10 protein-coding genes are annotated in these 13,007 nt (G+C 66.0%); 1 reads left to right on the top strand and 9 read right to left on the bottom strand.

From position 1 onward, the window contains the following. Positions 1 to 36 precede the first annotated feature (36 nt). The 6 genes from QRM60_RS01820 to QRM60_RS01795 form a co-directional block, all read right to left on the bottom strand. Complete coding sequence (locus QRM60_RS01820) at positions 37 to 2,940, bottom strand: 2-oxoglutarate dehydrogenase E1 component (RefSeq protein WP_181921467.1); 2,904 nt, start codon at positions 2,938 to 2,940, stop codon at positions 37 to 39. Between the two features lie 105 nt (positions 2,941 to 3,045). Next, positions 3,046 to 3,957, bottom strand: coding sequence for a GNAT family N-acetyltransferase (locus QRM60_RS01815; protein ID WP_115572796.1), 912 nt, complete (start codon positions 3,955 to 3,957; stop codon positions 3,046 to 3,048). Further along, on the bottom strand, positions 3,954 to 5,477 hold the full coding sequence (locus tag QRM60_RS01810; RefSeq protein WP_285445450.1) for a cupin domain-containing protein: 1,524 nt from the start codon (positions 5,475 to 5,477) through the stop codon (positions 3,954 to 3,956). The genes QRM60_RS01815 and QRM60_RS01810 overlap by 4 nt, the downstream gene beginning before the upstream one ends. Before the next feature lie 311 nt (positions 5,478 to 5,788). Further along, positions 5,789 to 6,289, bottom strand: a complete 501-nt coding sequence (locus tag QRM60_RS01805) for a DUF3060 domain-containing protein (protein ID WP_285445449.1) — start codon at positions 6,287 to 6,289, stop codon at positions 5,789 to 5,791. 88 nt (positions 6,290 to 6,377) lie between these two features. After that, a complete protein-coding gene (purB, locus tag QRM60_RS01800) occupies positions 6,378 to 7,745 on the bottom strand; it encodes an adenylosuccinate lyase (RefSeq protein WP_285445448.1) in 1,368 nt (455 codons plus the stop codon). 35 nt (positions 7,746 to 7,780) lie between these two features. Beyond that, positions 7,781 to 9,103: a hemolysin family protein gene (locus tag QRM60_RS01795; RefSeq protein ID WP_285445447.1), complete on the bottom strand. Its 1,323-nt coding sequence runs from the start codon at positions 9,101 to 9,103 to the stop codon at positions 7,781 to 7,783. Between the two features lie 286 nt (positions 9,104 to 9,389). Between QRM60_RS01795 and QRM60_RS01790 the strand changes: the two genes are divergently transcribed. After that, a complete protein-coding gene (locus QRM60_RS01790) occupies positions 9,390 to 10,793 on the top strand; it encodes a class II fumarate hydratase (RefSeq protein ID WP_076055761.1) in 1,404 nt (467 codons plus the stop codon). Between the two features lie 305 nt (positions 10,794 to 11,098). On the opposite strand, the gene QRM60_RS01785 is transcribed toward QRM60_RS01790, so the two are convergent. The 3 genes from QRM60_RS01785 to QRM60_RS01775 form a co-directional block, all read right to left on the bottom strand. Then, positions 11,099 to 11,521, bottom strand: coding sequence for a hypothetical protein (locus QRM60_RS01785; RefSeq protein WP_119959883.1), 423 nt, complete (start codon positions 11,519 to 11,521; stop codon positions 11,099 to 11,101). Between the two features lie 98 nt (positions 11,522 to 11,619). Continuing rightward, positions 11,620 to 12,153 (bottom strand): DUF2884 family protein, encoded by a 534-nt coding sequence (locus QRM60_RS01780; RefSeq protein WP_076055757.1) that lies wholly within the window; start codon positions 12,151 to 12,153, stop codon positions 11,620 to 11,622. 27 nt (positions 12,154 to 12,180) lie between these two features. Continuing rightward, positions 12,181 to 13,005 carry a DUF2807 domain-containing protein gene (locus QRM60_RS01775; RefSeq protein ID WP_115555745.1) on the bottom strand — a complete coding sequence of 275 codons (825 nt, stop codon included), beginning with the start codon at positions 13,003 to 13,005 and terminating at the stop codon, positions 12,181 to 12,183. Positions 13,006 to 13,007: the final 2 nt, after the last annotated feature.

The raw sequence follows: 13,007 nt of genomic DNA, 5'->3' as shown, positions 1-13,007 counted from the left end.
AGCGTCCTAGGGTTTTCGTTCTTTGGGGAAGAGGAGTTATTCAGCGACTTGGTCGTTGAACGGATTGAGCAGCGCATCGGCGACCAGCTTCTGCTGTTCGGCGATGTGGTCGGCCATGTGGCCGGCAGCAGGCGAGGGCGAACGGGCACGGCCGGCGTAGTGCAGGCTCTGACCGCTGGCCAGGCAGAAATTCAGGTGATGGCGGATCTGGTACCACGCACCCTGGTTCTGCGGCTCTTCCTGACACCACACCACGTCGGCAGCATTGCCGAAGCGCTTGAGTTCTGCAGCCAGCTGCGCACGCGGGAACGGGTACAGCTGCTCCACACGCAGGATGGCAACGTCGTCCTGGCCACGCTTGGTCTGGTCTTCAAGCAGGTCGTAATAGACCTTGCCCGAGCACAGCACCACGCGCTTGACCTTGCTCGCGTCGGCCTTGGCATCGGGGATCAGGTGCTGGAACTGCCCATCGGCCAGTTCTTCCAGCGTCGACACCGCAAGCTTGTGGCGCAGCAACGACTTCGGGGTCATCACCACCAGCGGCTTGCGGGTGGTCATGCGCATCTGGCGACGGATCATGTGGAAGCACTGCGCCGGGGTCGTCGGCACGCACACCAGCATGTTCTCCAGCGCGCACAGCTGCAGGAAACGCTCAAGACGTGCGGAGCTGTGCTCCGGGCCCTGGCCTTCGTAGCCATGCGGCAGGAACAGCGACAGGCCCGCGATGCGGCCCCACTTGGCCTCGCCGGCAGCGATGAACTGGTCGATCACCACCTGCGCGCCATTGGCGAAGTCGCCGAACTGCGCTTCCCAGACGCACAGCGCATTCGGGTCGGTGGTGGAGTAGCCGTACTCGAAGCCCATCACCGCTTCTTCGCTCAGCAGCGAGTCGATGATGGTGGCGTCTTCGGGGTTTTCCACCAGCTGGCGCAGCGGCAGGTAATAGCTGTCGGTCTTCTGGTCATGCAGGATCGCGTGACGGTGGAAGAACGTACCGCGGCCCGCATCCTGGCCGACCAGGCGCAGCTTGTGGCCTTCGGCCAGCAAGGTCGCGTAGGCCAGATTCTCGGCAAAGCCCCAGTCACCGGCCTGATTGCCGGCGGCCATCTTGACGCGGTCTTCGTAGATCTTCGCCACGCGGGCGTGCAGTTCCACACCGGCCGGGATGGTGGTGATCAGCTTGGCCAGACGGTCCAGCTCATCGCGCTTGACGCGCGTATCGACCGGATCGGCCGCAGTGCCGACCAGATACTTGGACCAGTCGATGGCGAATTCGTCCGGCTTGCGCTTGGCCAATTCGGTGGTGTATTCGCCCGAATCCAGCTTGTTGCGGTAGCCATCCACCAGCGCCTTGGCCTCGTCGGCGCTCAGCACGCCATCGCTTTCCAGCTTGGTGGCGTAGAGCTCGCGGGTGGTCTTGTGCTTGCGGATGGTCTGGTACATCACCGGCTGGGTGGCGGCCGGCTCGTCGGCCTCGTTATGGCCCCAACGGCGGTAGCAGACCAGGTCGATGACCACGTCCTTCTTGAACTGCTGGCGGAATTCATAGGCCAGCTTGGACACGAACATCACCGCGTCCGGGTCGTCGCCGTTCACGTGGAAGACCGGCGCGCCGATCATCTTGGCCACGTCGGTGCAGTACAGCGTGGAACGGGCATCGTCGCGTGCGCTGGTGGTGAAGCCGATCTGGTTGTTCACCACGATATGCACGGTGCCGCCGACCGCGAAACCGCGCGCCTGCGACATCTGGAACAGCTCCATCACCACGCCCTGGCCGGCGAACGCGGCGTCGCCGTGGATCAGGATCGGCAGCACGGTCTTGCGATCCGCATCACCGAAACGCTCCTGACGCGACCGCACGCTGCCGACCACGACCGGGTCGACGATTTCCAGGTGCGAGGGGTTGAACGCCAGCGCCAGGTGGACCTGCTTGTCGTCGCCGACCGCGATGTCCGCCGAGAAGCCCATGTGGTACTTGACGTCGCCGGTGTGCGCGCGGTCGTCGTGGGCGTGCTCGAACTTGCCCTCGAACTCGTCGAACAGCTTGCGCGGGTTCTTGCCCAGCGTATTGACCAGCACGTTGAGGCGGCCGCGGTGGGCCATGCCGATCACGATGTCCTTGACCTGGTCATTGCCGGACTGGCGAATGATGGTGTCCATCATCGGGATCAGTGCGTCGCCGCCTTCCAGCGAGAAGCGCTTCTGGCCGACGTACTTGGTATGCAGGTAGCGCTCCAGGCCTTCGGCGGCGGTGAGCCGCTCCAGCGTGCGCTTGCGGCTGGCCGCATCGGCAGCGATCTTGCCGCCGGCATCTTCCAGGCGCTTGTAGATCCACTGGCGCTGGTCGAATTCGGGGATATGCATGAATTCGGCGCCGATCGTGCTGGCGTAGGTCGCCTTCAGGCGCGCCAGCAGATCCTTCAGCTTCATCCGCGGCTGGCCGCCCACACCGCCGGTGCTGAACTCGCTGTCCAGATCAGCCTGCGAGAGGCTATGGAACGGCAGGTCCAGGTCGGGCGGGTTGACCGGCGGGGTCAGGCCCAGCGGATCGAGCTGCGCGCCGAGATGGCCGCGCGAGCGATAGGCGGTGATCAGACGACCGACATTGCGCTCGCGCTCGTCGCTGGCGCCCACGCCGGTACCGGCATTGGCAGCCTGTTTGGAGGCGCTGAGAATATGGGCAATTGCCGCCGAGTGCGGCACATCACCAGCATCGCGACCGTTGAAGCCGTCGAAATACGCCTTCCACTTCGGATCGACACTGTCGGGGGCGACGAGGTACTGCTCGTACAGATCCTCGATATAGGCGGCATTGCCGCCGGCGAGCTGCGATGACTGCGCGAACTGCTTTAGGAGATTATCCACGATGGTAAGTCGGGTCTGCTGTGGGGATGATTGTGCGGAAGCGGCAGGGCGAGTTGCCCTATCGGTCGATCTCAAATCTCGAAAAATTATACCCCCTTGCGCTTGTGAGGGGGCGTCTGCGAGCTGACCGGCGGGGTAGACCAATTGGCCAGACGCCTACGCGCAAGGGGCGCTGCGGCGTCAGATGCCAAGCGCGCGCGGCTCGTTCCAAAGTGCGCTGCGCTCCCATATCTGCGCGAATTCGCGCTCCAGTTGCCGGCTGCGCGCCGCGCCGGTCAGCCAGGTTTCGCCGTCGTCGAAGCGGTGCCCTGTTGGACGAAAGTAGTAGGCGTCGTCTCCGATCACGTAGGCCGATGCATAGCTGGTATCGACCGGATCGCTAATCGCACGGAACCGGAACACGCTGGGCAGGCGTTGCGCCAGCCGCAGCAGTGCGCTGCCGCTGGCGTTGGCTGCAGCGGGCTCCTGCACCAGCACGTGCACGCGCTTGTCGTGGCGAGCGGTGGCAAAGCGACGCAGCGCGTCGAGCACGGCCGGGGCATCGAACAACGCCACGTCCAGGGCGCGCGTGTAGATCAACACCTGCCGGCGCGCGGTGCCGAGCAGGGCGGTGGTGGCGGTGTGTGCCGCAGCCAGGGTTTCGACCGCCATCGGGCCGTCCAGGCGGCGATACAGCGCCTGGCCTGCTGGCACCTCCTCTGCGGTTGTCGAGAGCGCAGCGGGAGGCACAGGCAGGAAACCGAGCCGGCCGAACAGGGCGGCGGCTTCTGCGCTGACGCGCGTGCTCACGTTGGGCCAGCCGCGCTGGTGGGCGTTGTCCACGGCAGCGGCAAGCAGGTGAGTGGCCAGACCACGCCGGCGCCAGGCCGGCAGGACGCCCAGGCGGTCGATGCGCCGATCCGGCGTGAGCCGGACGGCGGCGACCAGCTCGCCTTCCGCATCGCGTGCGGCCAGATGCAGACTGAGCGGGTCGAGGGCATCCCAGGAGTCCTCGGTAGCGCTGGCCGCCCAGCCCGCACGCAGCGCACGCAAGGTCCCGGCCTGCGTGGCCGGGTCCAGGGTGACGATCTGCGCCGGGCCGGCGGGGGTCATGCGCGCTGCGGATCCTCGTCGTCGTGTAGCGCGTCGTCGTCAGCCGGGTTGGCGTCGTCGTCTTCCTGCGTGGCAGTGGCGTCGCGTGTCGTGCCGGTGTCGGCGGCCGCGTCGGCGATGTCGTCCTCGTCTTCCGCTTCCTCGAGCGCATCCGGCTGGTCTGCGTCGTCTGCGACCGCTTCTACGTCGGCGTCCGCATCGATCTGCGCGGTGTCGGTGTCCGTATCCAGATCAGCGTCTTCGTCGTCGGCGTGGTCGGCCGACAGGCTCAGCGTATGCGCATCGTTGTCGTCGTCGAGGTCTTCGTACTGATCTTCATGCGCGCGCTGGTAATGGCCCTGCGCCAGCAGTTCGAGCACCACCTCGCGGCCACGCACGGACAACTGCCCGTACAGCGCCCCGTCGATCTCCTCGGCGGCGGCCAGGCGGCTGGCGTCCTTGACCGACAGCGCAAATTCCAGCCCGCTGCAGAACAGGGTGGCGCCGCGCTTGGCACGTCGCCAGGCCAACCGCGACCACGGGTGGCGATGCAGCAGCACGCCTTCGTCCAGGGCCTGCTCCACGGCCTCGCGCGGGATCGGCTCCGGTGCCGGCACCACGTCGCCGGAGGCGCGGTAGGTGGTCATGAAACGGCCAAACCAGTCGCCCAGGCGGTCCGGGTCGTTCATGCGCAAGGCGTTGAGCGCGGCGACCACGCGGTTCATCGCGGTGACATCGATCTCGTATGGATCGGCCGGCACCTTGAGGTCTTCGTCGTGATAGCGCACGGCCTCGTCGGCATCGGCGATCAAGGTATCCAGATAGTCACCGATCAGCTCGGCCGAGGAGGGCGCGCGGGTGCCGATGGAGAAGGTCAGGCAAGCGTCCTCGGCCACGCCGTGGTGCGGCACCAGCGGCGGCAGGTACAGCATGTCGCCCGGGCCCAGCACCCAGTCATGGGTCGGCTTGAATTCGCGTAGCAGCTTGATGTCCACATCGTCGCGGAACGCCAGCGGCGTGGGCTTGCGGCCCTGCGAGCTGCGTGCGTCGACCTGCCAGCGGCGATGGCCCAGGCCCTGCAGCAGGAACACGTCGTAATGGTCGACATGCGCGCCCACCGAGCCGCCGGTGGCGGCGAAGCTGATCATGATGTCGTCGATGCGCCAGCGCGGCAGGAAGCGGAACTGCTCCAGCAGCGCACGCACGTCGGCGTCCCACTTGTCCACGTCCTGCACCAGCAGGGTCCAGTCGTGGTCGGGCAGGCCGGGGAAGTCGGTTTCCTGGAACGGGCCGGTACGCACGGTCCAGTCGTCGGTGGCGCGGTCATGGCTGATCAGCCGCGCCAGCACGCCGTCCTCGCAGGCCAGGCCGGCCAGGTCTTCGGGCTGCAGCGGGGACTGGAAATCCGGGAACGCGTTGCGGATCAGCAGCGGATGCTTGTGCCAGTAGGTGCGCAGAAAGCGCTCGACCGGCATGCCCAACGGCAACCCTGGACGGGCATGGACTTCGATGACGGGAGGGGTCGCTTTGCGTGCAGCCATGGAGGAAATCCTTGCAAGGTGTAGACGGGAGTGCGCGGGCGCGGTCTGGCCGCGCGAAGGCGCCTATTGTCCGATGCTTGCGCCGGATGTGCACCTGCGCCGCATGCACGGGGCGGCCCTCCTTCAGCAATGTGCGTGACGGAGCGTGTGTTGTGGCGTGTGCAGGCCGCACGATCAGGCAAGCCGGTGGCAGGCAGGAGCGAATCGACGGTTGCGGCACTGCAGTACGCGCGGTCGGCTTCGCAATGGTGGCGAACGCGTCGAGCGGTTTCAAGCGGATCTGCAACCGGATCCGCAAGCGCCGCCGGCCCTCACATCACCTTGTTGCCACGGCCACGGTCGTCCAGCGCGGGCTTGCTGGACGGGTTGACGGTGTTGTCGTTGCCGGAAAAGCGCACCTGCTTGACCTCGCGCGCCAGCACCAGATTCTGATTGCCCTGGATGTCCACACTGTCGACGTTGGTGAGGTTCAACGTGTTGTTCTGGCCGGTGACGCTGAGCTCGCCGAGCTGTTTGTTGAGAACAGTGAAGTTGCTGCCTTCCAGCCGGATCGCGCGCGCCTTATCGACGTTCAGTGCGCCGCGCGAGGCGGTGATGGTGATCGAGGCGCACGCGCCATGAATCAGCCATTCGGTGTCATCGCGGGTCAAGCGCAGATCCTTGCCGTTGCAATCGGCGCCGCTGGCCGGGTCGGTGAGCGTCGAAGACACCGCCGAGACCGCCTGCGCGGCGGGGCCATCGCCGCCGCAGCTGCTCAGCAGGGCAATGGTGGCAAGGGACAGCAGAGGAGCGTTGATCCGGACTGCGCGCATGGTCGATCCTTCAATGGATGAGGCAGGTCGATGAGACCGGCACCATACCAGCCTCACCCGTGCGCGCTGTTGACGCCGGACCGACGCGTCAGATGGCGCGTGCCAGTTGCTCGGCCAGGCCGGTGTAACCGCCGGGCGTCAACGCACGCAGGCGCTGCTTGTCGTCCTCGGGCAGTTGCAGGCTTTCCACAAACGCCTGCATCGAGGCGGCGGTGATCCCCTGGCCGCGGGTCAGTGCCTTGAGTTGCTCGTAGGGATTGGGCAGGCCATGGCGGCGCATCACCGTCTGCACGGCCTCGGCCAGCACTTCCCAGGCCGCATCCAGATCGGCATCCAGGCGCTCGGGATTGACGGTCAGCTTGCCCAGGCCCTTGGCCAGCGAGTCGAGCGCCACCTGGGTATGGCCGAACGCGGTGCCGAGGGCGCGCAGCACGGTGGAGTCGGTGAGGTCGCGCTGCCAGCGGCTGATCGGCAACTTGGCGCTGAAATGCTCGAACAGCGCATTGGCGACGCCGAAATTGCCTTCGGCGTTCTCGAAGTCGATCGGGTTGACCTTGTGCGGCATGGTCGAGGAGCCGACTTCGCCTTCTTTGAGCTTTTGCTTGAAATAGCCGAGCGAAATGTAGCCCCAGATGTCACGTGCCAGGTCGATGAGGATGGTGTTGGCGCGGCGGGTGGCATCGCCGATTTCGGCCACGTTGTCGTGCGGCTCGATCTGCGTGGTGTAGGGATTGAAGACCAGCCCCAAGCCTTCGACAAAGCGCTGCGCGAACTGCGGCCAGTTAACCGACGGGTAGGACGCCACGTGTGCGTTGTAGTTGCCCACCGCGCCATTGATCTTGCCGGTCAGCTCGACCGCGGCGATCTGCTTGCGCTGGCGCTCCAGCCGCACCACCACGTTGGCGATCTCCTTGCCGAGCGTGGTGGGGGAGGCGGTCTGGCCATGCGTGCGCGAGAGCATCGGCTGCGCGGCCTGAGCGTGCGCAAGCGTGCGCAGCGAGGCGGCGACGCCGTCCAGGGTGGGCAGCAGCACTTCGCGGCGCGCCTGCTCCAGCATCAGGCCATAGCTGAGGTTGTTGATGTCTTCGCTGGTGCAGGCGAAATGCACGAATTCCAGCGCCGGGCCAAGCTCGGCGTCGTCCTTGAGCTGTTCCTTGATGAAGTACTCCACCGCCTTGACGTCATGGTTGGTGGTGCGCTCGATCTCCTTGACGCGTGCGGCGTGCGTCACGCTGAACTGCTCGGCCAGGACGCGCAAGCGCTGCGTGGCGGCGGCCGAGAAGGCCGGCAGTTCCGCGATACCCGGCTCGGCGGCCAGTGCCAGCAGCCACTCGATCTCCACTTTCACCCGTGCCTTGATCAGGCCGTATTCGGAAAAGATCGGGCGCAGCGCGTCCACCTTGGAGGCGTAGCGGCCATCGAGCGGGGACAGGGCGAGCAGGGCGGAATCCGACATGGGCAGGGCACTGGGAAGCAGGCGGGGCGGCTATTCTACGCCGCCCCGGCGCCGGCTTCGCCGACCGGGCGCACCGTCACCGCCTGGATGCGGTGGCCGACCATGCGCCGGACCGTGAGCAGGTGCCCGTCCAGTTCCAGGGTCTCGCCTTCTTCCGGCAGCCGCTGCAGCTGGTGCACGATCAGGCCGCCAACCGAATTGACCTGGTCGGGCGCGCTGAGATCCCGGCCCAGCAGGCGCTCCAGGCGAAAGATCGAGGTGCTGCCGGCCACCAGCAGCGAGCCGTCCTGGCCGCGCACCGGTGCGTCGCGCACCACGTGGCGGTGCTCGTCCTCGATCTCGCCCACCACCACCTCCAGCAGGTCCTCCAGGGTGAAGAACCCCAGGATGCGGTCGTGCTCGTCCACACACAGCGCCAGATGGGTGGCGCCGCTGCGGAACTGCTCCAGCGCCTGCGGGATCGGGCTTTCCAGCGCCAGCACGGTGGCCGGGCGCAGCAGGGGGCGCAGCGCATCAAGAGTCTGGCCGCGCGCCATCGCCACCAGGATGTCCTTGGTGTGCAGGATGCCGAGTACCTGCTCGCCATCGGCGTCGAACCAGGGATAACGGCTGTAACGCGAGGTGCTGAATTCCGCCAGCACCGTCTGCAGCGTCATGCCTTCCCGCAGGCTGCGCAGGTGCTCACGTGGGCGCATCAGGTCGCCAGCCACCAGGTCGGGCAGCTCCAGTACATGGCTCATCAGTGCCATGCCGTGATCGGGCGCGACCGCGTTGGGGTCCTGGCGGCCCACGATGAGCTTGAGTTCCTCGCGCGAATAGCGATGCGATTGATGCTCCACCTCGCCCCAGCCCAGCACGCGTAGCAGCCGGTTGGCGCTGGTGTTGAGCAACCAGATCGCCGGATACATGACCCAGTAGAACGCGTACAGCGGTGCGGCCGTCCACAGCGACATGCGTTCCGGGCGGCGAATGGCCATCGATTTGGGCGCCAGTTCGCCGAGCACGATGTGCAGAAACGAGATCAGGCTGAAGGCGATCGCCAGCGCGGTGAACTGTGCGGCTTCCGGCGATAGACCCAGCGTGTCGAACACCGGCTGCAGCAGATGCGCGAAGGCCGGCTCGCCGACCCAGCCCAGGCCAAGCGAGGCCAGCGTGATCCCGAGCTGGCAGGCCGATAGATACGCGTCCAGGTGTGCATGCACGCCCAGCAGCAGGCGCCCGCGCCAGCCGTGGTGTTCGGCCAGACCCACCGCCTGGGTATGCCGCAATTTGACCAGTGCAAATTCGGCGGCGACAAAAAACCCGTTCAACAGCACCAGCAAGAGCGCGATCAGCAACAGCCCGACGTTAGCCCACATGGCGTGCTCCACGCCGTGCGTTGACTGGAACGCGCTGCGTAACGTCTGCGAGGCTGGGGCGGCGGTGTGGCCTGGCGAAACACGCGATCAACAGTTGGGTTCTACAGTCAGGCGCGTCGCCCATGGCAGCGAAAGATCTCCAGCAAACACAGGCAACAGTCTAGCCGCAGTGCTGCGATGACATCGCGGCAACGGTGCGGGCGCGTATCGTATGGCGTCGCCAGCCCGGGTGCGCCCCGCTGCCAGCCTTCCTTCACCACCAATCAACGATGTGCGGAGAGTGCAGATGAGCGAGAGTTTCAGGATCGAACACGACAGCATGGGCGAGTTGCAGGTGCCTGCCGATGCGTTGTGGGGTGCGCAAACCCAGCGCGCCGTGCAGAACTTCCCGATTTCCGGCCAGCCGATGCCGCGCGGTTTCATTCGCGCGCTGGGGTTGATCAAGGCCGCGGCCGCAGGGGTCAATGCCGATCTCGGGCTGCTGTCCAAATCGGTGGCCAAGGTGGTGCAGGAAGCCGCCTTGCAGGTGGCGCAGGGCACGCACGATGCGCATTTCCCGATCGATGTGTATCAGACTGGCTCGGGTACGTCGTCGAACATGAATGCCAACGAGGTGATTGCCACGCTGGCCACGCGCGCCGGAAAGGACGCGGTGCATCCCAATGACCACGTCAATCTCGGGCAGAGTTCCAACGACGTGGTGCCCACCGCCATTCGCGTCTCGGCATTGCTGGCGGTGCAGGAGCAGCTGCAGCCGGCGCTCAAGCACCTGCGCAAGACCATCGACAAACGCGCCAAGAGTCTGGACAAGATCGTCAAGACCGGCCGCACGCATCTGATGGATGCGATGCCGCTGACCTTTGGCCAGGAGTTCGGCGCGTGGTCTGCGCAGCTCAGTTCCGCGCAGGAGCGCATCGACGACAGCCTGAAGCGGCTGCGCCGGTTGCCGCTGGGCGGCACTGCGATTGGCACCGGCATCAACGCCGATCCGCGCTTCGGCGGCAAGGTGGCCAAGGCCTTGTCCACGCTGAGCAGCGTCAAGTTCGAGAGTGCCGAGAACAAGTTCGAAGGCCTGGCGGCGCAGGATGATGCGGTGGAATTGTCGGGCCAGCTCAATGCGCTGGCGGTGGCCTTGATCAAGATCGCCAACGACCTGCGCTGGATGAATGCCGGGCCGCTGGCAGGGCTGGGCGAGATCGAATTGCCGGCGCTGCAGCCAGGCAGTTCGATCATGCCGGGCAAGGTGAATCCGGTGATTCCCGAGGCGACCGTGATGGTGTGCGCGCAGGTCATCGGGCACCACACCGCGATCACGGTGGCCGGGCAGACCGGCAATTTTCAGTTGAACGTGGCGTTGCCGCTGATCGCCGCGAACCTGCTGGATTCGATCAACCTGCTCAGCAACGTCTCGCGCCTGCTCGCCGATACCGCCATTGCCGGATTGAAGGTGCGCCAGGAGCGCGTGCGCGAGGCCCTGGACCGTAACCCGATCCTGGTGACTGCGCTCAACCCGATCATCGGCTACGAAAAGGCTGCCGCGATCGCCAAGCGCGCCTACAAGGAACAGCGCCCGGTGCTGGATGTGGCCAAGGAAGACAGCGGCCTGAGCGAGGCAGAGCTGCGCCGTTTGCTGGATCCGGCGGCGCTGACGCGCGGTGGCATCCAGGCGGGTGGCGGTGGTGGCGGCTGACCGCAGTCAGCTGTTGTAGGAGCGCACTGGTGCGCGATGGGTTTTATCGATAACGCTTCATCGCGCGCGAGCGCGCTCCTACGGGTTCGCGGTAACGCCCAGCATTACGCGTGCCCGATGTTTCGCCGTCTGCATGCTGCCGAATTTTCGCGATACGGCTACAGCGACGGGTTAGCTTTGCGCAGGTGGCGTAGGCGCTGATTGCACTCAGCTGTTGTAGGAGCGCACTTGTGCGCGATGGGCGGTATCGATAACGCTTCATCGCGCGCAAGCGCGCTCCTACGGATTGCCGCGGTTATGCAGACTCAGTGCCGCTCGGCCTGCACATTGCCGAAGCTTTCGCGATACGGCTGCAGCGGCGGGATGTCGTTGAGCAATTCGCCACTCAGGCGCTGGATTTCCGGCGTTGCGGTTAGCTTGATCGACTTGTACTCGGGGTCCGGGCCCGCATCGGCGATGGCCTGCTGGCGCAACATCTGCAGGTGACCGAACAGCAGCTGCAACTTGAGCCGGGTCGGCTCGGCCTGCGGCAGGGCGATATCGTCGATCTTCAGCGTGCCGTCCGGGGTGATCTCCGCGTTGGCTGCGGGTGGGCGGCGAATCATCACCGACTGGGTGGTCACCGCGACGCGTGGCTTGCCACGTTCGGCGCGGCGGGACGATTGGTCACCGCAGGCGGCCAGGGTGCACAGCAGTAGCGCCATGCAGAGCATCACGAACTTGTTCATGGGGTCGGTGGGTCGTGGGAAGACCACTAGTGTAATCCCGCGTCCGTCAACGCCGCCCCGATCAATCGACCGGGGCGGCGCATGCCTGCACAGTGGCGTTACTTACGGCAATCCTCGACGTCGTGCTGGGTGAGGCTGGCGTAGGGCGCAAAGGCCGGAATCAGGCTGGCGGCCGCATCCTGCGCCGTGCGCAGGCCGACCAGGCGGTCGCAGATCTGCAGTGCGTGTTGCTTGAAGGTGTCGGCCTCGGCTTCGATCTTCTCGCCGATCTGGTCGGGGTTGCCGCTCAGTACGCCCTTGAGCGCTTCGCCGGCCGCGTGCGCACCGAACGCCGCGCCCTTGGTGCCGATCTCGATGCCTTGCTTGGCCACGGCCTGTAACTGCGCGTAATAGCCGCGCATGGCCTGCTGCTGCGCAGCGTTCAGCGCCACTGGCTTGCCAGCGATGCGCAAGCTGCCGTCTGCACCGATCCTGGCTGCCGGCAAGCCGCTACGGTTGAGCGTGACGCTGTTGTTGTCGAACGTCACGCCGCTGCCGTTGACCTGCGCCGAGCCGCTGGTCGTGTTTTCCGAGTGCCCGCCGCACCCCACCAGCAACGCCCCCATCAGTAATGCCGAAGCAAGCACTTTCATCTGCAGTCTCCCCATGTTGGACGTTGATCAGTTGTCGGCCGGCACACGCGTGGTGCCGGAGATATCGCTGGCGTTGATATCGCCGCTGCCCTTATGCGCCAACGTCAGATCCCCCCGCACGTTGCGCACCTCCGCGGCACCGGAGGCGATCGATTCGATGTTGACGCTGCCTTGTACATCGCGGACTTCGAGATCGCCCGAGCCAATGCTGCCGACCTGCACGTTGCCGGCGACGCCATGCAGCTTCACGTCGCCCGAGCCGATCTTGCCGACCTCGGCCGCGCCACGGATCTGGCGCGCCTTGATATCGCCAGAGCCCACGGCCAGCACCTGCAAGGCGCCCGCGTCCTCCAGTTCGATATCGCCCGAACCCACCTTGGCGGTCACGCGGCCCTTGGTGCGGCGCACGGTCATGTCGCCGGAGCCCACGTCGGCGCTGACGGCTGCGGCGCCGCTGATCTCGGCAACGCCGGAACCGATATCGAACTGCACCAGCAGCGTATTCGGCACGCTGCCGCGCAGGTCCAGATAGGCGTAGCTTTCGCCAATGGAAATGCGCAGCGGGCGGTCGTCTTCCAGCGTGACCACCAGTTTGCTGCCCACCCGTTTCTGGGTGACGGTGAGGTTGCGCAACAACTCGGGCCGGGCAGCGCAGGCACGCCCGCTCACGCGCCCGCTGGTGCCCGGGATCGCCTCCAGGCGTAGGTCATTGGAGGCGATCTCGAACAACACCGTCTTGATCCCGGACAGCTGCAACTCCAGGCTGCGCGGGTCGGAAAACTTGCACTGCTCTTCGGCCACGGCAGCGCCGGGCAGACCAAGCAGCAGGAGCAGACTCAGTGGCAGGCGCATGG

The sequence above is a fragment of the Xanthomonas sp. fls2-241-TYG-148 genome (assembly GCF_030208815.1).
Lineage (GTDB): Bacteria > Pseudomonadota > Gammaproteobacteria > Xanthomonadales > Xanthomonadaceae > Xanthomonas > Xanthomonas campestris.
This window is presented reverse-complemented; position numbering and strand designations above follow the sequence as displayed.

Bases quoted from the DNA above. Each gene is read 5' to 3' on its own strand.
- QRM60_RS01815 (WP_115572796.1), bottom strand. From the start codon at position 3,957: ATGACCCCCGCCGGCCCGGCGCAGATCGTCACCCTGGACCCGGCCACG.
- QRM60_RS01810 (WP_285445450.1), bottom strand. From the start codon at position 5,477: ATGGCTGCACGCAAAGCGACCCCTCCCGTCATCGAAGTCCATGCCCGT.
- QRM60_RS01805 (WP_285445449.1), bottom strand. From the start codon at position 6,289: ATGCGCGCAGTCCGGATCAACGCTCCTCTGCTGTCCCTTGCCACCATT.
- purB (WP_285445448.1), bottom strand. From the start codon at position 7,745: ATGTCGGATTCCGCCCTGCTCGCCCTGTCCCCGCTCGATGGCCGCTAC.
- QRM60_RS01795 (WP_285445447.1), bottom strand. From the start codon at position 9,103: ATGTGGGCTAACGTCGGGCTGTTGCTGATCGCGCTCTTGCTGGTGCTG.
- QRM60_RS01790 (WP_076055761.1), top strand. From the start codon at position 9,390: ATGAGCGAGAGTTTCAGGATCGAACACGACAGCATGGGCGAGTTGCAG.
- QRM60_RS01785 (WP_119959883.1), bottom strand. From the start codon at position 11,521: ATGAACAAGTTCGTGATGCTCTGCATGGCGCTACTGCTGTGCACCCTG.
- QRM60_RS01780 (WP_076055757.1), bottom strand. From the start codon at position 12,153: ATGAAAGTGCTTGCTTCGGCATTACTGATGGGGGCGTTGCTGGTGGGG.
- QRM60_RS01775 (WP_115555745.1), bottom strand. From the start codon at position 13,005: ATGCGCCTGCCACTGAGTCTGCTCCTGCTGCTTGGTCTGCCCGGCGCT.